This window comes from Frigoribacterium sp. SL97 (assembly GCF_026625765.1).
Lineage (GTDB): Bacteria > Actinomycetota > Actinomycetes > Actinomycetales > Microbacteriaceae > Frigoribacterium.
Map to the genome: position 1 here is coordinate 3,399,828 of NZ_CP113062.1, position 17,442 is coordinate 3,417,269.

Consider the following 17,442-nt stretch of genomic DNA (forward strand, 5'->3'; position numbering starts at 1 on the left):
GGTCCGGCCGCCGCACGCTCGGGGTGGCGCCGGGGCGACGTCGACCGCGCCCCGCTGCTCGGCGGGATCGCGCGGTCACAGCGCCCCGATCCGGTAACCGCGCCCGCGCACGGTCAACACGACGTCGCGATCGATCTTGCGCCGGAGGTAGCTGACGTAGGTGTCGACGGTGCCGAGCTGTTCACCGCGGGGGAAGACCGCCGCCAACAGCTCGGACCGGTCGAAGGTGTGGTCGGGCCGCTCGGCGAGCGCGGCCAGCAGGCCGGCCTCGCGGTCGCTCAGCACCACCCGGCTCGACCACGGCGTGACCACGATGCGGCTCTCGGGGAAGAACCGGCCGGCACCGACGTCGAGCCACGCCTCGTGGGCGGCGAAGGACCGGGTGAGGGCGCGCAGCCGCGCGAACAGCTCGTCGAACTCGAACGGCTTCACGAGGTAGTCGTCGGCTCCGAGGTCGAGGCCCTCGACCCGGTCGGCCGTCGAGCCGAGCGCGGTGAGCATCAGCACGGGCGTGGTGACGTGTTCGCGACGCAGGGCCGCGACGAGCGCGGTGCCGTCGAGTCCGGGCAGGCGTCGGTCGACGACCAGCACGGCGTGGACGCCGGTGCGGGCCGCGTCGAGCCCCCGACGACCGTCGGCGACGAGGTCGACTCGCCACGCCTCGGCGAGCACGTCGGCGACGATCGGCCCCAGCGCGGGGTCGTCCTCGACCAGCAGGAGGCGCGGGCGCGGATCAGGATCGGTCACCCAGGGCCTCCTTCCGCCGTCGTGTCCCCGCCGATCGTCGCACAGCGGTGAGCACGAGGGGCAGCACCGACACCGCGACGAGCGCGATCGCGAGCAGGTCGATGTGGTCGGCGACGAACGGCAGGCCGCCGAGGAGCGAGCCGAGCACGGTCATGCCCGCGGCCCAGAGGAACGCCCCGGCGAGGTTCCACACGACGAAGCGGCGGTACGGGTAGCCGCTGGTCCCGGCCGCGAGCGGCACGAACGTGCGCACCACCGGGACGAAGCGGCCGAGCACGAGCGCCGGGCCGCCGTGCCGCGCGAAGAACGCCTCGGCCCGCTCGAGGTGTGCCGTCTTGAGCACCCGCGCGTCGGGCCGGAACCACCGTCGACCGAAGCGGTGACCGAGGAAGAACCCGACCTGGTCACCCGCCGCGGCGGCCACGAAGGCGCAGAGGGCGATCACCGCGACGCTCAGCCCGAGGCCCTGGTGCAGCAGCCCCGCCGTGACGAGCAGGGAGTCGCCGGGCAGGAAGGGGAAGAGCAGGCCGGACTCGACGAACACCATGAGGGACAGCCCGCCCAGGGCCCAGGGGCCGAGGGCGGTGAGCAGCGTCTGCGGGTCGAAGAGGGTCATGGGGCGTTCCGTTCGGTGTCGTGTGCCGTCAGGGCACCGGGTGGTGTGGTGGCAGGTCGGTCGAGTCGGTCGAGTCGGTCGAGTCGGTCGACGATCCGTCGCCAGAGGGGCAGGGCGAGGGCGACGACCGAGCAGCCGAGCACCACCGACGCGATCGTGTCGGTGGGGTAGTGCACGCCGATCCAGACGCGGGAGGCCGCCACCAGGACGACGCCGAGCGCGGCCACGACGGCGACCGGCTGCCACCCCCGCCGTCCGTTCCGTCCTCTCACGACGAGCACGATCGCCAGGGCGAGGCCGGTCGCCAGCGCGGTGTGGCCGCTGGGGAACGAGAACGAGTGCGGTTCGACCAGCAGGGGGTCGACGAGGAGGCGCGGGTCGGGTCGGTCGCGTCCGACGACCAGCTTGACGGTCTCGGCCGCAGCCCACGGCAGCACCGAGACGCCGACGACGGTCAGCGCCTCCGCTGCCCGCCGGGTCGTCACCCCCACGGCGACGGCCAACAGCAGGACGAGCGCCACCCCGAGCTGCGGCCCGAGCAGCCGGTCGATCAGCAGCGCCGCCCCGTCGAGCAGGGGCGAGTGCATCCGGCCGACGCGCTCGACGACGTCGAGGTCGGCCGCCCCCACTCCCCCGGCGCCCGACGTGATGAGCAGACCTCCCAGGACGACCGCCACGACGCCCGCCCCACCCGCCGCCGCGATCCCGACGTCGCGGCGGACCGGCCGACGGTCGGGACGAGGGTCAGGAGGCGCGGGTCGTCCACCCCGGGACGTCACCGGGGGCCTTCCGTCGAGTGCGGTCATGGTCCGAGGGTCGCCGCATCCCTCCCAGAAACCGCCCAGCGGCGGGTTCGAGCCGACCCGCGCCTCCTCGATCGGGCGTCTGGGCGGTTTCTGGGACAGACCCCGCGAGGGTCTCCTCCATGACGACACGAGCCGAACGCACCGAGCCGGCGATCCGCCGACCCGCGTCGCTGCTGAACAAGGTCCCCGAGGTCACCACGGCCTTCTGGGTGGTCAAGGTGCTCTGCACCACGGTGGGCGAGACGTTCGCCGACTTCCTGAACGACGGTCTCGGCCTCGGCCTCACGGTCACCAGCGTGGTCATGACGGCGCTGCTCGTCGTCGCTCTCGTGTTGCAGTTCCGGACGCGACGGTACGTGCCCTGGGTCTATTGGCTCACGGTGGTGCTCATCAGCGTCGTGGGGACGCTGCTGACCGACACCCTGACCGACTCGCTCGGGGTGAGCCTCTGGACCTCGACCATCGTCTTCTCCGTCGCGCTCGCCGTGCTGTTCGGCGTCTGGTACTCGGTCGAGCGGACGCTGTCGGTGCACGACATCACGACTCGTCGCCGGGAAGGCTTCTACTGGGCGACCATCCTGGTCACCTTCGCGCTCGGAACCGCCGTCGGCGACCTCCTGGGCGAGCAGCTCGCCCTCGGGTACCTGCCGTCGGTGTTCGTCTTCGCGGGGGTCATCGCCCTCGTCGCCCTGGCCCACCGTTTCCTCGGCCTCGGCGCGGTCGTCGCCTTCTGGTCGGCCTACGTACTCACCCGGCCGTTGGGCGCGTCCCTCGGCGACCTCCTCTCGCAAGACCGGTCCGACGGAGGACTCGGGCTGGGTCCGACGGCGACGAGCCTCGTCTTCCTCGTGGCGATCGCCGGGGTGGTGGGAGCGATGACCGTGTCGGCCCGGCGCGAGGTCTCGACTGCACGCCACGCCTGACCCCTCACCTACCCCACCCGCACCGACCCGACCAGAAGAGAGACGCCATGGACTGGCAACTGAACGGACTCCCCCTCCACCCGCTGATCGTTCACCTCGTCACGGTCGCCTTCCCGACGGCCTCGCTGCTGATCGTGGCCGGTGCCGTGTCGTCGCGGCTGCGCCGACGACTGGGCGTCATCACACCGCTCGTCGCCCTCCTGTCGCTCGTCGCGGTGCCACTCGCGACATCGTCGGGCGAATCGCTCGAGGCGAGGGTCGGGCACAGCGCCCTGCTCGAGGCGCACACGCAGCTCGGCGACACGCTGTTGCCTTGGGCGATCGCGGTGTTCGTCGCCGCCGTGGCGCAGTGGGCGTGGCAGCACTACGTGCTGACCCCGGACGCCAAGCGACCGCATCCCACCCTGAAGAAGGGCACGCGCACGATCGTCGGGGTCGCGCTCACCGTGGCGGTCGCCGTCGCCGCGATCGGCGGCATCGTCACGACGGTGCGCATCGGCGATTCGGGCGCGAAGGCGGTCTGGTCGGATTCGAGCGAGGGCTGAGATGGAGCAGATCACCGTCGACCGGTTGGCCGCCCTCACGACACCGCTGGTGATCGATGTGAGAGCCGCCGACCGCTTCGCCGAGGGCCACGTCCCCGGGGCGCTCAACCTCCACCCCTCGCAACTGGCGGATCGACTCGACGAGATGCCGCACGAGACCGCTGTCTACCTGATCTGCCAGAGCGGCGCACGGAGCTCCCGGGCGGCCGAGGCCCTGTCAGCTCGAGGGATCACCGCCGTCGACGTGATCGGCGGCACCACGGCCTGGGTCGCGGCAGGGCTGCCGCTCGATCAGTCCTGAGGGGCGAGCCCGGCGACCGGCGCCGGGGTGATCGTGAAGGCGTCGAGGTTCGGGAGCGCACCGCGGACGCGCAGGCCCGCTTGGTCGGCGATCCGCGACGCGTCGACCAGGTCGTGCGTGTCGACCTGGACGGTCGCCGACCCCGTCAGCCGGTGGCCGATCCACCGCAGGCGGAGGTCGCGCACGGCGACGACCCCCTCGGTGTGTTCGAGTGCGTGCTCGGCCCGGTCGAGCAGGTCGGGGTCGACGGCGTCCATCAGGCGGGCCCCGACGGACTTCATGGTGCCCCACAGCAGGACCATGATCGACACGGCGATCAGCAGGCCGATGATCGGGTCCGCGAGGGGGAAGCCGAGCAGCACCCCGACGGCGCCCAGCACGACCGACAGCGATGTGAACCCGTCGAGACGAGCGTGCACCCCGTCTGCCACCAGGGCGGCCGAGCCGATCCGGCGACCGACTCGGATGCGGTAGATCGCGACCACCTCGTTGCCGGCGAAACCGACGAGGCCGGCCAGGACGAGCAACCAGGGCGCCTGGACGGGCTGCGGGTGGACGAGACGGTCGATCGCCTCCCACCCGGCGACCACGGCCGAGAGGGCCACGACGATGACGATGAACAGACCGGCGAGGTCCTCGGCGCGTCCGAAGCCGAAGGTGTGACGGCGGGTGGCGACCCGCCGGCCGAGGACGAACGCGATCCAGAGAGGCACCGCTGTCAGCGCGTCGGCGAAGTTGTGGATCGTGTCGGCCAGCAGGGCGACCGACCCGGTGGCCACGACGAGGACGGCCTGCACCACCGTCGTCGCGAGCAGGACGAACAAGCTGATCTTGACCGCCCGGACACCCGCCGTCGACGCCTCGAGGGCGTCGTCGACGGAATCGGCGGAGTCGTGCGTGTGCGGGACGAACAGGTCGTAGAGCCAGGCCTTCACCCGGCCGTTCGGGTGCCCGTGCTCGTACCCGGGCTCGTGCCCGTGCCCGTGCCCGTGCCCGCGCCCGTACTCGTGCTCGTGCTCGTGCTCGTGCTCGTGCTCGCGGTCGCGGTCGCGGTCGCGGTCGTGGTCGTGCCCGTACCCGACCACCTCACTGCCCCCCTGCGTGGTGCGGTGCGTTGCCGACGACGTGCTCTGCCTGCCTCACGGCGTCGCTGACGAGCGCGGACGCGTGCTCGTCGGTCAGACGGTAGAAGGCGGTCGTCCCCTCACGGCGCGGCTGCACCATGCGGGCGAGGCGAAGCTTGGCCAGGTGTTGCGACACCGCCGCCGGGCTCTTGTCGACGATGTCGGCGAGGTGGTTCACCGACAGCTCTTCGGCGTTCCGAAGCGCCAGGATGATGCGGATGCGGGTCGCGTCGGCGAGCATCGAGAACACCTCGACGGCGAGTTCGACGTACTCGGAATCCGGGTCGAGTCCGCAAACCTTCTTATCTACGTGCATGCGCAGATACTAGTACGACGTCGACCGGTTCCGTCGTCTGGCAGGATCTCCTGATGCCCACCAAGCGGACCCCCCGCCGACCCGACGTCACGACCACCGAGATCGTGGGCGGCGCCGAGGCCGTCCACGTCTCGTTGCACGAGTACGACGAGCGCTGGCCTGCCGCGTTCGCCGAGCACCGACGCCGCATCGTCGAGGCCCTGGCGCCGTCGGGCATCGCCGTCGAGGTCGAGCACATCGGCTCGACGTCGGTGCCAGGCCTCGCGGCGAAGCCGATCGTCGACGTCGTGGTCGCGGTGCCCGACATCACCGCGGAAGAGGACTACCTCGGCCCGTTGCTCGCCGCGGGCTACGAGCTGCGGGTGCGCGAGCCGGGGCACCGACTCGTGCGGACGCCGGAGCGCAGCGTCCACGTGCACGTCTACGAGCAGGGTGCCGACGCGATCGCCGGGTACCTGCTGCTGCGCGACCACCTGCGCACCGACGCCGCCGACCGCGAGCTGTACGCCGGCGTCAAGCGGGCCCTGCTCGACCGCCGCTGGGACGACATGAACGACTACGCCGACGCCAAGACCGAGGTCGTCACGGCCATCAACGCGCGGGCTCGCGCCGCCCGGGACGCAGCCCGCGAGGCAGCCCGCGAGGGCTGACCCGGGCGGGCACGGCCTCAGCCGGCCGAGGTCGCCGCCATCGACTGCAGCCCGGTGACGCGCAGCAGGTCGAGTCGCGCCTCGTCGTCGGACCCCGGCGCGACCGTGTAGACGACGATCCTCAGGTCGCCGGGCGCGGTCAGCACGTCGCAGTCGATCGCGATCGGGCCGACCGGGGTGCCCGTCACCGTCTTGCGACTGGCCCGGTGCTCGGCGACCTTGGCCTCGGCCCAGCGGCGTGCGAACTCGGGCGACGTCTCGAGCAGGCGCGACACGAGGTGGCCGAGCGAGGGGTCCGACGGATAGCGCCCCACCGCCGCCCGCAGGTCGGCGGCGAGGTCGCGCGCGAAGTCCTCCTCGTGCCGGGCGTCGAACTCGGTGCCCTCGTGGCCCGACGTGAAGTGACGCCAGACGAGGTTGCGCTCGAGCCCGACCAGGCGCGACGGGTCGCCGTTCACCGCGGCCCAGAGGGGGTTCCAGAGCAGGATGTCGTGGGTCGCCGAGAAGACGGCCAGCGGCACGTCCCCGAGCCGGTCGACGATGCGCTGCACGCCGGGCCCCACGTGGCGTGGGACGATCCCGGCCGACGGAGGCGCGGCGCCGGCCGAGCGGTAGAGGTGGTCGCGTTCGTCGTCGCTCAGGCGCAGGGCGACCGCCAGGGCGCGGAGCATCTGCGGGGACGGGTTGGTCGCCCGACCCTGCTCGAGGCGGACGACGTAGTCGACGCTCACCCCGGCGAGCGCCGCCAGCTCTTCGCGGCGGAGACCCGTCGTGCGTCGCCCCGCCCCCGCGGGCAGCCCCACGTCGGCCGGGCCGACCCGGTCACGCCACGACCGCAACACGTCCGCGAACTCGCTCATGCAGCCATCCTCCCCCGGCCCGCGCGCCCGAGGGTGGTACCGGCAGTCCTCCCGTCGTGCGGGGCCTGGGTGCCGAGGCGGGGCCGGGCGCAGCATGGACCCATGACCACCACACTCATCACCGGGGCCAACAAGAGCCTCGGACTCGAGACCGCCCGCCGCCTGCTCGAGGCGGGCCACACCGTGTACGCCGGCATGCGCGACCTCGACTCGGGCGACGCCGTCCGGGCCCTGGGCGCCCACGCCGTGCAGCTCGACGTCACCGACCAGGCCGGCGTCGACGCGGCTCTCGCCTCCCTGCCCGAGCTCGACGTCCTCGTCAACAACGCGGGCGTCCTCGGGTCGTCGTTCGGCGTCGACGACCTCACCCCCGAGACGATGCAGGAGGTGCTCGACGTGAACGTCGTCGGGCTCGTCCGCGTCACCCAGGCCGCGATGCCCCTGCTGCGCCGCTCCGACCGTCCCGTGATCGTCAACGTCGCGTCGGGCGTCGGCTGGCCGCGCTGGCTGAGCACCGAGGGCAACGACGAGTACCCCGTCGCCGCGGTGCCCTACGCGTCCTCGAAGGCGGCCGTGATCGCCCTGACCGTGCAGTACGCCAAGAACCTGCCGACCTTCCGCGTGAACGTCAGCGACCCCGGCTACACCGCCACCGACTTCAACGGGCACGGCGGCCACCAGACGGTGACCGAGGGCACGGACGCCACCGTCGCCCTCGCCCTGCTCGGGCCCGACGGCCCGACCGGCGAGTTCCACGACCGCCGGGGCCGCATCGACTACTGAGCGGCGACCGCAGGAGGCGCGGTGCGAGTCCTCGGGACCGGCACCGCGCCTCCTGCGCGTCCGGTGGGCCGGCCGTTCAGCAGCAGTCGCAGGCCTCGGCTTCGCGTTCGCCCGTGAGGGCCGAGACGGGTGTCGTGCAGGCCTCGCCGCGCCAGGCCTCGACCCCCTCACGGACGGCGAAGACGACGATGACGAGTCCTGCGACGGGGTCCGCCCAGGTCCATCCGAAGGCGAGGTTGAGCACCAGGCCGAGCAGGACGGCGGCCGAGAGGTAGCTGCAGATGAGGGTCTGCTTGGAGTCGGCGACGGCGGAGGCCGAGCCGAGTTCGATGCCGGTTCGTCGCTCGACGAGGCTGAGGAACGGCATGACCGCCAGGCTGACGGCGGCCAGCACGATGCCGACCGGGGAGTGGTCGGGTTCGCGGGCGCCGGTCAGGGCGAGGACCGCGTCCACGCCGACGTAGGCGGCGAGACCGAGGAACGAGACGGCGATCACGCGGAGGGCGAGCCGTTCGCGCCTCTCGGGGTCGGGGGCCGCGAACTGCCAGGCGACCGCCGCGGCCGAGAGCACCTCCACGACGGAGTCGAGGCCGAAGCCGATCAACGCGGTCGAGGACGCGACCGTGCCCGCGGCGATCGCGACGATCGCCTCGACGACGTTGTAGCCGATCGTGATCGCCACGACGAGACGGATGCGCCGTTGCAGCAGGAGGCGACGGGCCGGGGTGATGGGCGCGGGCGACAGTGCGGCGGAGGTCATGCACCGCCCCCGCAGCAGAGCGGCACGTCGCACGAGTCGTCCGGACACGGCAGACCGTCGTCGACCGCGAGGACCACCTCGACGAGGGCGGTCAGTGCTCGGGTCAGGTGGACGTCGGCGATCTCGTACCGTGTGGATCGCCCCTCGGGGGCGGCCACGACGAGGCCGCACCCGCGGAGGCATGCGAGGTGGTTCGACACGTTCGACCTGGTCAGGCCGAGTTCCGTCGCGAGGACGCCGGGGTAGCCGGGGCCCTCGAGCAGGGTCAACAGGATGCGTGAGCGGGTCGGGTCGGCCATCGCCCGCCCCAGGCGGTTCATCACGTCGACGCGGGACGAAAGGGTCAGCACGTACTGACCATACAGCACTCGCTGACCGGTCCGGGCGCCCGGGGCATACGTCCATCCCCCGCGGGTCCGGTCCTCGGGACCGGCACCGCGCCTCCTGCGCACGGAAGGACTAGACACGTCCTCGTGCCCTCACCGCTCCTCCTCGCCTCTCTCGCCGGCCTGCTCTCGGGCCTCTCCCTGGTCGTCGGGGCGGCGGTGTCGTGGTTCGTCAGGGTGCCCCGCGAGGTGGTCGCCCTGGTCATGGCGTTCGGTGCCGGCGTCCTGATCTCCGCGCTCTCGTTCGACCTCGTCGACGAGGCCACGAGCAGCGGCGGGCTGCTCCCGACCCTCGGCGGGTTCCTGGCGGGCGCCGTCGTCTACGTCGTCCTGGACCAGCTTCTCGAGCACGGCGGGTTCCGGCGCAAGCACCACCGTCGCGGGTCGGCCGGCTCGGGCACCGGCCTGGGCATCGCCCTCGGCGCCCTGCTCGACGGCGTCCCCGAGACCGCCGTGCAGGGCGTCAGCCTGACGGGCGGCGGGTCCCTCAGCATCGCCGTGCTGGTGGCCGTCGTGATCTCGAACTTCCCCGAGGGCATGTCGAGCACGGCCGACCTCAAGTCGTCGGGCCGGTCGGCCGGGTACGTCTTCGGCCTCTGGTCGGGCATCGCCGTGGTGTGCGCCCTGTCCGCGCTCGGCGGGTACGCCCTGCTCGGCGGGGTGCCCGAGGGCGGACAGTCGTTCGTCATGGCGTTCGCCGCCGGGGCGATCCTCGCGATGATCTGCGACACGCTGATCCCCGAGGCCTTCCGCAAGACGCAGACGCTCACGGGACTCGTGACGGTGCTCGGCTTCGTCGCGAGCTACGTCGTGCACCAGGTCGCCTGAGCGGGTCGCCCGAGCGGGTCGTCGCGCCCCGAACTGGGTCATCCGTTCTGCGCAACGGTGCCGACACCGGGGGCGATGCTCGGTACCCTGCTGTCGTGAGCCCCGACCTTCCCGCCACTCCGGAGAACCACCCGGAGTCCGTCCGGCGCCTCGCCGCGACGCTGCAGACCCTGGACGAGGCCCACCGCCGCTACCGGCTCCACGCCGCGAAGGTCTTCGGGATGGGCCACACCGAGCTGGCGGCCCTGCTCGCCGTCGCCGACGCCCCGGGGCTCACCCCGGGAGCACTCGCCCAACAGCTGCTGCTGAGCACGGGGGCGACGACGGCCGTGGTCGACCGACTCGAGAAGTCGGGGCAGGTCACGCGCAGCCGTCACCCGGGCGACCGCCGCAGCCTCTTCCTCCACCTGACCACGCAGGGAGAGGACACCACGACCACCCTGCGCGAGGCGTACCAGTACGTCCTCTCGACCACGGGCACGGACGAGACGATCGCCGAGGCCCTCCCCCAGCTCGACAGCATCGCCGCCGCGCTCGACGCCGCCGCCCGCGAATCCGCGTCCTGACCCGGGCCGGCCGGTGCCGGACTCGTGCGCCCGGTCGCACCGCGCCCCTCGCCCGCTCTCGCCGCGCCTCCTCGCCCGCCGCGCCGCGCCTCCTCGCCCGGGTTGCACCGCGCCTCCTCGCCCGCTCTCGCCGCGCCTCCTCACCCGTGTCGCACCGCGAACTGAGCGTCGCACCGCCGATTTGCGCGGTGCGACGTCCAGTCGGCGGTGCCGCACCGCCCCTGTCGATGCGACGCCCCGCCATCGAGGTCGAGGTCGCACCACCGTCGCGTCGTCGCACCACCGTGTTGCGTGGTGCGACGACTCGACGGTGGTGCGACTCCGACTCCGACTCCGACGCCGACTTCGACTCCGGCCCCGGCCCCGGCCCCGAGCCACGACTCGTAGGCTGCGGGGCATGACATCCGACGTCGGGGAGCGCTACGCCGCGCGCGCCCGCGAGTACGTCGACCACCTCGGCTCGATGTCGGCGGTGCACCCCGCCGACGAACACCTGGTGACGTCCTGGGCGACGACGGTAGAGGGCCCCGTGCTCGACGCGGGCTGCGGGCCGGGCCACTGGTCGGGGCACCTCGCCGCGCGGGGCGTCCACGTGCGTGGTCTCGACCGGGTCCCGGCCTTCGTCGAGCACGCGCGCCACACCCACCCGGACGTCTCGTTCGACCTCGGCAGCATCGATGCCCTGCCCTCCGACGCCGACGAGTTCGCCGGAGTCCTCGCCTGGTACTCGCTGATCCACCACGACCCGGGCAGCATCCGGCGCCCCCTCCGCGAGTTCGCCCGCGTGCTCCGGCCGGGCGGCGGGCTGCTCGTCGGGTTCTTCACCGGGTCGACCGGGTCGACCGTCGAACCGTTCGACCACGCGATCACGACCGCGTGGCGCTGGGCACCCGACCTCCTCGCGGACGAACTGCGCGCCACCGGGTTCGACGTGCTCGAGACCCACACCCGCACGGGACCGCCGTCCGGGCCGAGGCCCCACGGTGCGATCATCGCCCGACTCGCTCAGGGTGAGACCGTCAGCCCAGCCCCTTGATGTGGGTCTCGATCGCCATGAGGACGGCGCGGTGCGAGTCGAACGAAGTCGCCCAATCGTCGACGAGCAGGCCGTGGTCGGCGCCGTCGACCGTGACGAGGCCCGCACGGGTCTCGAGCCCCCGCGCCGGCTGCCACATCGAGTCGGCCCCTCCGCCCACGGCGAGGTGTGACGAGGAGGCGCGGGTCAACGCATCGAGGACCACGGGCTCGGTGAGCACCGGCGTCAACCACACCCCTGCGACACCGTGTCCGACGGCCCACGGCAACGCGAGGGTGCCGAACGACTTCGCGAGGACGAGGTCGACGCGACCGCCGACGGCCTCCGCGGCATCCTGCAGCCGCTCCTCGACGACGGGCCGCGAGTCGTCGGCCGTCAGATCTCGGGCATCCCACTCGACGGTTTCGACTCGCCAACCGAGCTGCCGCAGCATCAACGCAGGCCAATAGAGCAGCGGCGCCTTGACCCCGTACCCGGTACCCGGGAGGAGCACCGCGACGGGACACGACGTTCCTGTCGACGGCCCGGACGAGGTGGGTGAGCTCATGGGCCGAGGCTAAGGCAGACGACCGATCGTGGTGATGCCAGCGTGTCCCGCGTCGGGGTCGCACCACCGTCGGGTCGTCGAACCACGGGACACGGTGGTTCGACGACGCGTCGGCGGTGCGACTCCCGCGTGACCGGCGCGGGGCACGCCGAGTAGCATCGCGGCATGCCGGAGGGTGACAGCGTCCACCTGCTGGCCGCGCGCCTCCGTCCCTCGCTCGTCGGGCGGGTCGTCGTCGACGGCGAGCTGCGGTCGGGCGGCCGGGCGGGCGAGTCGCTCGCCGGTCGGCGCGTCGTCGAGGTCGACACCCACGGCAAGCACCTCCTGACCCGCTTCGACGACGCCACCACCCTGCACACGCACCTGCGCATGCAGGGGTCGTGGACGCTCACGCGCCCCGGCCGCGTCCTGCCGTCCCGGCTGCAGCGGCAGGTGCGGGTGCGTGCCCGGCTCGACGACGGCCACACCCTCTGGGGCGTCGACCTGCCGGTCGTCGACCTGGTGCCGACCCGGGACGAGCACACGCTGGTCGGCCACCTGGGCCCCGACCCGCTGCGCCCCGACTGGGACCCCGAGGAGGCGCGACGTCGCCTGGCCGCTCTCCCCGACGTCACGGTCCGTGCCGCGCTGCTCGACCAACGTCCGATGGCCGGCCTCGGCAACCTCTGGGTCAACGAGGTGGGGTACCTGCGTGGCGTGCACCCGGCCTCCCCGATCGCCGAGGTCGACCTGGTGAAGCTCGTCGACGTGGCCGCCCGCGCCCTGCGCTTCTCGGTCTCGACGCCCGGCGCCTACCAGGTCACGACGGGCCGGACGCGCCGGGGCGAGACGCACTGGGTCGTCGGCCGGGCCGGACGCCCGTGCCTGCGCTGCGGCACCCGCGTCGAGGCGCGCGACGACCCTCCCACGCCGGACGGCCGCACGCGGCGGGCCTGGTGGTGCCCGCGGTGCCAGCCCGCGGCGTGACGCGGGACGGTCGCGACGACGTTCCCCCAGGAGTGGGCCGCGGCCGGCTCAGCGCACGCTGACGAAGATCGGGTTCGCGTACAGCCAGGTGTCGGCCCACGGGTCGGCCGGGCTCATCGGGAACGGCTGGGGTGCCCGCGGGTCGACGTCGGCTCCGAGCGGGCCGACGCCGTGCACCCGGCCGTCGCTGCCGCGCAGGCGCACGTAGCCGTCCTCGGTGGCGGGCTCGAGCGGCACGACGACGCGGAACGGAGCGGCGGACCGGTCGGCGACGTCGAGCAGCTCGACGACCCGGGTGGCGGGCGCGCGCTGCTCGTCGCGGTCGGCCGCGGGTCCGGTGACGCGGCCACGGATCACGTCCAGGTGGGCGAGCCGCGGGATCGTGCCCCGTGAGGTGGGCGTCGTCGTGGGCACGACGTCGACCACGAGCTCGAGGGCGGTGCCGCGCGGGACGGTGAGGGTCCCGCCCAGGGTGGCCTGCGCCTCCTGCCCGCCGGTGGCCCGGAGCACGACGGACAGCCCGGCGACCAGGTGCCCGTGGTCGACCCAGAGCCGACCGGCGCGGATAGCGTCGAGCAGCGCGGCGGACGACCGGTCGACGGCGCCGACGTGGTTCCGGCTGAACTCGCCCGGCCAGAAGTCGGCGCCGTTCTGGGGCGTGGCCGTCGCGACCGGGTCGGGGCGGCGGCCGGCACGGTCGAAGTTGCCGAGCGTCGCGCCGGACTCCCAGCCGGGCCCGGTCGGGAAGTCGCCGACGCGCGTGGCGTCGGACTCCTTGAGGTGGAGGTCGCTGTTCGAGGTGATCCACCAGCGCCGGCCCTCGCTGAGCAGCGAGTCCCACACGCCGCCGACGACGGCCGTCGTCCAGTCGAAGCCGCCGTGGGTCAGGTAGGCCTCGGCGGGGTAGCCGGCGAACGAGAACTCGCTGGGGGCGTTCTCGTACTCGCCCCGCCGCGAGCGCGCCGACGCGTTCGCGGCGACGGCACCCGCCTGGGCACCGGGGGCGCCCTCCATGCCGACGAACACCTCGGGGTCGGCGTCCTGCCAGGCCCGCAGCTCGCCGGGCGAGTCGATGCCGAGGCGGCTCGGGTGGTTCGCCAGGACGATCACGTCGTCGACGACGCCAGCGCTCTTCTGGGCGCCGAGCCAGGCGATCGCGTCGGTGGCGTGCACGAGCCACTCGGCGGCGTCGTCGGTGCCGGGGCGCGGCTTCTCCCAGCCGTTCAGCTTGCCGTCGTGGTCGAGCTCGAAGCGGCGCAGCACACGGGTCGTGGCGGGACCGGGTGCGACGAGCACGGTGGCGTGCTCGGCGCCGGGGATGTACCACTCGAGCCCCTGCAGCACGAGCAGGTCGGGCCGGGCAGCCCGCGCGGTCTCGATCTCGCGGGCGGCGTTGAACACCCCGCCGACGTTGGCGTGGCCCTTGTTGCTGTGCTCGGTGAAGGCGATGGCGTCGACCCCGAACCTCTGCGCCTGGTCGAGGATCGTCGTCATGGGGTACTTCGCGTCGTGCGAGTAGACCGAGTGCACGTGGTGGTCGAAGACCAGCCACGAGAGGGCGACCGGATCGACGACGGCGGGCGCCGACGGCAGCGGCGCCGCCTGCGCGGGGTCCGCTCCCCGCAGCCCCTGGGCCGTCGTCCCCACGGCGACCGTCGCGGCGACGGAGGCCCCGAGGAAGGTCCGGCGCGAGAGGCCCGATCCGGTCGGCGCGGACTGCTCGGGGCGGGGGTCGAGGGACATGGCTTCACTTTCGTCGGGCGGGCGTCCCGACCGTAGGCAGCGGGCCTGAACCGCAGGCCAACGGTCGGGGACGCGGACGACACCGGGCGTTCACGAACCGTTCCCCCGGGTGCGCGACAGTCCTGGCGTCGCCGCGCGCTCCCCGCCGCGCAGTCCACGCACCCACCGAAGGTCCCGATGCTCCCCTCCGCCCCCGCCGTCCGTCGTCTCCCCTCGCGCGCCTCCGGACGGGGCCTGCTCGTCACGGCGGCCCTCGCCGCCGGCGCGGTCGCCAGCCTGGCCGGCCCCGGTGTCGCCGTCGCCGCCCCGGCGCCCGCACCCGCCGACCCCGCGCCGCTCGTGCTGCGCGACGCCGCGGGGACCGCGATCGTGTCGGGCGACGCACGCGCCGATCCCTCGTTCGCCTCGGCGCTGCTCGCCGCGGGCTGCCCGGCCGACGCGGACGACGCCGCCCGGCTCTCGGTGACGTCGGGAGGCGCGACCGTCGTCACGTCCCCGAGCGTCGCGGTGACCGCGGGGCAGCCGGTCGAGGTGCCGATGGCCATCTCGTTCGAGGAGGTGGTCGCCGCCGGCGTCGAGGAGGGCGGAGCCACGCTCTCGCTGGAGTGCCTCGTCGTCGAGTCCGGCATCCCGTCGACGGTCGTCGTCGCGGCGACGCTGCCCGTGACCTTCGCCGCGGGGACCTGGTCGGTGCCCGGCGCCGAGGTCGACCCGGCTCCGCCGACGGACGACCCGACCGCGCTGCCGACCGACCCCGGCACGGCACCCTCCCCCGCACCCACGGACGGGGCCGGGGCCGGGACGGGCTCGACGCCGCGCCCCTCGGCCACGGCCCGGCCCTCCGCCGACGGAGCCCTCGCCTTCACGGGCGGTCAGGTCGCCGGGGTCGGCGCGCTCGCCGCCGGGCTGCTCGCGGCGGGCACCGCCCTCGTGCTGCGGCGACGCCGGACCACGCCCGTCGACGGGCCGCCCGCGGAATAGGGCTACGGCGCGCTCGGCGCCTGCTCGTCCGCGGCGACGTCCTTCTGCACGGCGAACTGCGTGCGGTGCAGTTCTTCGTAGCGGCCGGCCGCGGCCAGCAACTCCTCGTGGGTGCCGCGCTCCACGATCGAGCCGTCCTCGACCACGAGGATCTGGTCCGCGCTGCGGATGGTGGACAGGCGGTGCGCGATGACCAGCGCGGTCCGCCCCTCGAGCGCCTCGCTGAGGGCCGCCTGCACGGCGGCCTCGGACGTCGAGTCGAGAGCCGCGGTCGCCTCGTCGAGGATGACGACGCGGGGCTGCGCCAGCAGGAGGCGCGCGATGGTCATGCGCTGACGCTCGCCTCCCGACAGCCGGTAGCCGCGCTCCCCCACCATCGTGTCGAGCTGGTCCGGCAGCGACCGGATGAGGGGCTCGAGCCGCGCGCGGCGGACGGCGTCCCACACCTCGTCGTCGGTCGCGTCCGGCCTCGCGAGGCGCAGGTTGCTGAGGATCGTCTCGTGGAACAGGTGGCCGTCCTGGGTCACCATGCCCAGCGTGTGGCGCATCGAGGCGAAGGTCACGTCGCGGACGTCCGTCCCCGCGAGGCGCACGGCGCCGCCGTCGACGTCGTACAGACGCGACATCAGCTGCGCGATCGTGGATTTCCCGGCACCCGACGTGCCCACGAGCGCGACGGTCTGGCCGGGCTCGATCCGGAAGGACACGCCGTGCAGCACCTCCTCGCCACCGCGGGTGTCGAGGGTGGAGACCTCCTCGAGGGAGGCGAGGGACACCTTGTCGGCGGACGGGTACGCGAAGCGGACGTCGTCGAACTCCACGCTCACCGGGCCCTCGGGGACGGAGGCGGCGGTGGGCTTCTCCTGGATCAGCGGTTCGAGGTCCAGCACCTCGAAGACGCGCTCGAAGCTCACCACCGCGCTCATGATCTCGACCCGCGCGTTCGCGAGGCCGGTCAGCGGCACGTACAGGCGCGTGAGGAGGAGGGCCAGGGTGACGACCTCGCCGGTGTCGAGCTGGCCGGCGAGCGCGAGGGCGCCGCCCAGTCCGTACACGAGCGCGAGGGCGAGGGCGGAGACGAGCGTCAGGGCGGTGACGAAGACGAACTGCAGCAGCGCGGTGCGGACCCCGATGTCGCGGACCCGGGCGGCACGGACGCGGAACTCCTCCGCCTCCTCGTCGGGACGGCCGAACAACTTGACGAGGGTGGCCCCGGGCGCGGAGAAGCGCTCGGTCATCTGCGTGCTCATCGCGGAGTTGTGGTCGGCGGCCTCGCGGCGCAGCGCGGCCAGGCGGCTGCCCATGCGCCGCGCGGGGACCAGGAAGATCGGCAGCATGACAACGGCGAGGACCGTCACGAGCCAGGACGTGCTGAGCATCACGATCAGCGTGAGGACCAGGGCCACGACGTTCGTGACGACGCCCGACAGGGTGCCGCTGAAGGCCTGTTGGGCGCCGATCACGTCGTTGTTGAGGCGGCTCACGAGGGCGCCCGTCCGGGTGCGGGTGAAGAACGCGATCGGCATCTTCTGCACGTGGTCGAAGACGGCGGTGCGGAGGTCGAGGATCACGCCCTCGCCGATCCGGGCCGAGAACCAGCGCGTCACGAGCGAGACGCCGGCGTCGGCCAGCGCCACGACGGCGATGAGGACGGCGAGCCGCACGATGGACGCGAGTTCGCCCCGCGCGACGATGACGTCGACCACCCGGCCGGCCAGCACGGGCGTCGCGACCGCGAGCACGGCACCCACCACGGAGAGGGCGATGAAGACGACGAGCTTCGACCGGTAAGGCACCGCGAACGTCAGTATCCGCCGGACGGACGCGCGCGAGATGCCGTGCCCGCCGTCCCGTGCGGACGAGATCTTGTAGAGCGAGCTCCAGGCCGCGCCTTCCATGCTCATGGTGGTTCCTTCCGTGGGGGCCTGGCCCAATGTAGACGGCGGATCGCCCCGAGC

Annotated in this window: 21 protein-coding genes; 10 read left to right on the top strand and 11 right to left on the bottom strand. The window is 73.4% G+C overall.

The genetic code is table 11. The features are described 5' to 3' along the window. Positions 1-75: 75 nt before the first annotated feature. The 3 genes from OVA02_RS16500 to OVA02_RS16510 are packed head-to-tail and all read right to left on the bottom strand — an operon-like array spanning position 76 to position 2,169. On the bottom strand, positions 76-747 hold the full coding sequence (locus tag OVA02_RS16500) for a response regulator transcription factor (protein WP_056046949.1): 672 nt from the start codon (positions 745-747) through the stop codon (positions 76-78). Next, positions 734-1,363, bottom strand: coding sequence for a DedA family protein (locus OVA02_RS16505; protein ID WP_056046951.1), 630 nt, complete (start codon positions 1,361-1,363; stop codon positions 734-736). The genes OVA02_RS16500 and OVA02_RS16505 overlap by 14 nt, the downstream gene beginning before the upstream one ends. Beyond that, positions 1,360-2,169, bottom strand: coding sequence for a phosphatase PAP2 family protein (locus OVA02_RS16510; protein WP_267658844.1), 810 nt, complete (start codon positions 2,167-2,169; stop codon positions 1,360-1,362). The genes OVA02_RS16505 and OVA02_RS16510 overlap by 4 nt, the downstream gene beginning before the upstream one ends. Positions 2,170-2,288: 119 nt before the next feature. On the opposite strand from OVA02_RS16510, the gene OVA02_RS16515 reads away from it, so the two are divergent. From OVA02_RS16515 to OVA02_RS16525, 3 genes are read left to right on the top strand one after another with little or no spacing between them, the layout of a single operon-like run. Further along, the gene (locus OVA02_RS16515; RefSeq protein WP_267658845.1) at positions 2,289-3,092 is read left to right on the top strand and encodes a hypothetical protein; all 804 of its coding nucleotides are present in this window, start codon (positions 2,289-2,291) and stop codon (positions 3,090-3,092) included. A 47-nt stretch (positions 3,093-3,139) separates the two neighbouring features. After that, positions 3,140-3,637, top strand: a complete 498-nt coding sequence (locus tag OVA02_RS16520; protein ID WP_043595663.1) for a DUF2231 domain-containing protein — start codon at positions 3,140-3,142, stop codon at positions 3,635-3,637. A gap of 1 nt (position 3,638) precedes the next feature. Continuing rightward, positions 3,639-3,938 (top strand): rhodanese-like domain-containing protein, encoded by a 300-nt coding sequence (locus tag OVA02_RS16525; protein ID WP_267658846.1) that lies wholly within the window; start codon positions 3,639-3,641, stop codon positions 3,936-3,938. On the opposite strand, the gene OVA02_RS16530 is transcribed toward OVA02_RS16525, so the two are convergent. After that, on the bottom strand, positions 3,929-5,023 hold the full coding sequence (locus OVA02_RS16530; RefSeq protein WP_267658847.1) for a cation diffusion facilitator family transporter: 1,095 nt from the start codon (positions 5,021-5,023) through the stop codon (positions 3,929-3,931). The genes OVA02_RS16525 and OVA02_RS16530 overlap by 10 nt on opposite strands. A gap of 1 nt (position 5,024) precedes the next feature. Beyond that, on the bottom strand, positions 5,025-5,378 hold the full coding sequence (locus OVA02_RS16535) for an ArsR/SmtB family transcription factor (RefSeq protein ID WP_056046956.1): 354 nt from the start codon (positions 5,376-5,378) through the stop codon (positions 5,025-5,027). A 53-nt stretch (positions 5,379-5,431) separates the two neighbouring features. Between OVA02_RS16535 and OVA02_RS16540 the strand changes: the two genes are divergently transcribed. Beyond that, positions 5,432-6,028 carry a GrpB family protein gene (locus OVA02_RS16540; protein ID WP_267658848.1) on the top strand — a complete coding sequence of 199 codons (597 nt, stop codon included), beginning with the start codon at positions 5,432-5,434 and terminating at the stop codon, positions 6,026-6,028. A gap of 17 nt (positions 6,029-6,045) precedes the next feature. Here OVA02_RS16540 and OVA02_RS16545 read toward each other — a convergent pair whose 3' ends face one another. Further along, positions 6,046-6,888 (bottom strand): helix-turn-helix transcriptional regulator, encoded by an 843-nt coding sequence (locus OVA02_RS16545; RefSeq protein WP_267658849.1) that lies wholly within the window; start codon positions 6,886-6,888, stop codon positions 6,046-6,048. A gap of 102 nt (positions 6,889-6,990) precedes the next feature. Here OVA02_RS16545 and OVA02_RS16550 point away from each other — a divergent pair, with 102 nt between their 5' ends. After that, on the top strand, positions 6,991-7,671 hold the full coding sequence (locus tag OVA02_RS16550; RefSeq protein ID WP_267658850.1) for an SDR family NAD(P)-dependent oxidoreductase: 681 nt from the start codon (positions 6,991-6,993) through the stop codon (positions 7,669-7,671). Positions 7,672-7,747: 76 nt separating this feature from the next. Here OVA02_RS16550 and OVA02_RS16555 read toward each other — a convergent pair whose 3' ends face one another. Next, entirely contained in the window at positions 7,748-8,431 is a 684-nt protein-coding gene (locus OVA02_RS16555; protein WP_267658851.1) for a cation diffusion facilitator family transporter, read from the bottom strand. Next, positions 8,428-8,781, bottom strand: coding sequence for a Cd(II)/Pb(II)-sensing metalloregulatory transcriptional regulator CmtR (cmtR, locus tag OVA02_RS16560; protein ID WP_324289757.1), 354 nt, complete (start codon positions 8,779-8,781; stop codon positions 8,428-8,430). Before cmtR ends, OVA02_RS16555 begins: the two co-directional genes overlap by 4 nt. Positions 8,782-8,904: 123 nt before the next feature. Here cmtR and OVA02_RS16565 point away from each other — a divergent pair, with 123 nt between their 5' ends. The 3 genes from OVA02_RS16565 to OVA02_RS16575 all read left to right on the top strand — a co-directional run bounded on the left by OVA02_RS16565 (position 8,905) and on the right by OVA02_RS16575 (position 11,247). Beyond that, on the top strand, positions 8,905-9,645 hold the full coding sequence (locus OVA02_RS16565) for a ZIP family metal transporter (RefSeq protein WP_267658852.1): 741 nt from the start codon (positions 8,905-8,907) through the stop codon (positions 9,643-9,645). Positions 9,646-9,740: 95 nt separating this feature from the next. After that, positions 9,741-10,211: a MarR family transcriptional regulator gene (locus tag OVA02_RS16570; RefSeq protein ID WP_056046983.1), complete on the top strand. Its 471-nt coding sequence runs from the start codon at positions 9,741-9,743 to the stop codon at positions 10,209-10,211. A gap of 397 nt (positions 10,212-10,608) precedes the next feature. Then, positions 10,609-11,247, top strand: a complete 639-nt coding sequence (locus tag OVA02_RS16575) for a class I SAM-dependent methyltransferase (RefSeq protein ID WP_267658853.1) — start codon at positions 10,609-10,611, stop codon at positions 11,245-11,247. On the opposite strand, the gene OVA02_RS16580 is transcribed toward OVA02_RS16575, so the two are convergent. Continuing rightward, the gene (locus OVA02_RS16580) at positions 11,231-11,794 is read right to left on the bottom strand and encodes a hypothetical protein (protein ID WP_267658854.1); all 564 of its coding nucleotides are present in this window, start codon (positions 11,792-11,794) and stop codon (positions 11,231-11,233) included. The two genes, OVA02_RS16575 and OVA02_RS16580, sit on opposite strands and share 17 nt — an antisense overlap. Before the next feature lie 165 nt (positions 11,795-11,959). Between OVA02_RS16580 and OVA02_RS16585 the strand changes: the two genes are divergently transcribed. After that, on the top strand, positions 11,960-12,760 hold the full coding sequence (locus tag OVA02_RS16585; RefSeq protein ID WP_267658855.1) for a DNA-formamidopyrimidine glycosylase family protein: 801 nt from the start codon (positions 11,960-11,962) through the stop codon (positions 12,758-12,760). Positions 12,761-12,808: 48 nt separating this feature from the next. On the opposite strand, the gene OVA02_RS16590 is transcribed toward OVA02_RS16585, so the two are convergent. Beyond that, on the bottom strand, positions 12,809-14,503 hold the full coding sequence (locus OVA02_RS16590) for a PHP domain-containing protein (protein WP_267658856.1): 1,695 nt from the start codon (positions 14,501-14,503) through the stop codon (positions 12,809-12,811). 177 nt (positions 14,504-14,680) lie between these two features. Here OVA02_RS16590 and OVA02_RS16595 point away from each other — a divergent pair, with 177 nt between their 5' ends. Beyond that, a complete protein-coding gene (locus tag OVA02_RS16595; protein ID WP_267658857.1) occupies positions 14,681-15,484 on the top strand; it encodes a hypothetical protein in 804 nt (267 codons plus the stop codon). 2 nt (positions 15,485-15,486) lie between these two features. Here OVA02_RS16595 and OVA02_RS16600 read toward each other — a convergent pair whose 3' ends face one another. Then, a complete protein-coding gene (locus OVA02_RS16600) occupies positions 15,487-17,388 on the bottom strand; it encodes an ABC transporter ATP-binding protein (protein WP_267658858.1) in 1,902 nt (633 codons plus the stop codon). Between the last annotated feature and the right edge of the window lie 54 nt (positions 17,389-17,442).